The organism is Gemelliphila asaccharolytica, from assembly GCF_001553005.1.
In the GTDB taxonomy this organism is placed as follows: domain Bacteria; phylum Bacillota; class Bacilli; order Staphylococcales; family Gemellaceae; genus Gemelliphila; species Gemelliphila asaccharolytica.
Genome location: NZ_KQ959862.1, coordinates 1 through 1,002, shown reverse-complemented (window position 1 = coordinate 1,002; position 1,002 = coordinate 1). Strand labels below are relative to the sequence as shown.

Sequence of the window (1,002 nt, the reverse complement as noted above, 5' to 3'; positions counted from 1 at the left end):
CTAATACCAGAGTTAGAACTAAACTAGCTCTGGTATTTCTTTGTACTTTCCTACCCCTAGGGTTAGGAAATTTTTATGCTGCATTTTTCTTTCTATATTCTACTGGTGATAAATATCCTAATTTTTCTTTTATCCTTTCTTCATTGTAATATTTTATGAAATCTTCTATTGTTTGTTTTAAGTGTTCATATGAATAGAATTTGTTTCCGTAGTATACCTCTTGTTTTAATATTCCAAAGAAGTTTTCCATTGGTGAGTTATCTAAGCAATTGCCTTTTCTTGACATGGATTGGCTTATACCGTTAGATTCTAGTTTCGATGTGTATTGTTTCACTTGGTATGCCCAGCCTTGATCTGAGTGAAATATTCTTTGTTCTTTTGTTTTGTTAGTTACTTTTATGGCTTTGTCTAATGCTCTTAGGATTGGTTCTATTGTAGGGTGTTTTGATATTTCATAGCTTAGTATTTCACTGTTGTACATGTCTAAGTATGGATTTAGATAGAGTTTCTTTATTTGATAGGTTCCTGATTTATCTTTTTCTAAATACTTAAATTCTGTTGTGTCTGTTGTTATTTGTGTGTATGGTTTTTCTACCTTGAAATTTCTTTTTATCTTATTGTCAGCTATTTTTCCTACCTGTCCTTTGTAGGATGAGTATTTTCTAGATTTTCTTGAATAACTTTTTACTTGTAGTTTTAGCTTTTGAACTAATCTTTGTACTTTCTTTTTGTTTATTGTTACTCCTGATCTTCTTAACATAGCTGTTATTCTTCTGTAGCCATAGTTTGGATTGTCTTTTCTTATCTTAAGTATTTTATTTTCTATTTCTATATCTTTATTTGGTTTATTTAATCGTTTTTGCCAATACATGTATGTTGATTTTGGAATATTAAAGTATTTTAACAGGTCTTTTATTTTGTATTTATCTCTTAAGACTTCAATTGTTTCAGCAATTGTCTTATTTCTGTATCTGTCATTTGAGATAATTCTATCTTTTTTTT

The 1,002-nt window shown here is 28.6% G+C and carries 1 protein-coding gene; it reads right to left on the bottom strand.

Features of this window, described 5'->3' with window-relative positions; all coding sequences use genetic code 11:
* Positions 1 to 73: 73 nt before the first annotated feature.
* The coding region (locus HMPREF1871_RS02195) for an IS3 family transposase (RefSeq protein ID WP_157058040.1) at positions 74 to 1,002 on the bottom strand (929 nt) is incomplete at its 5' end.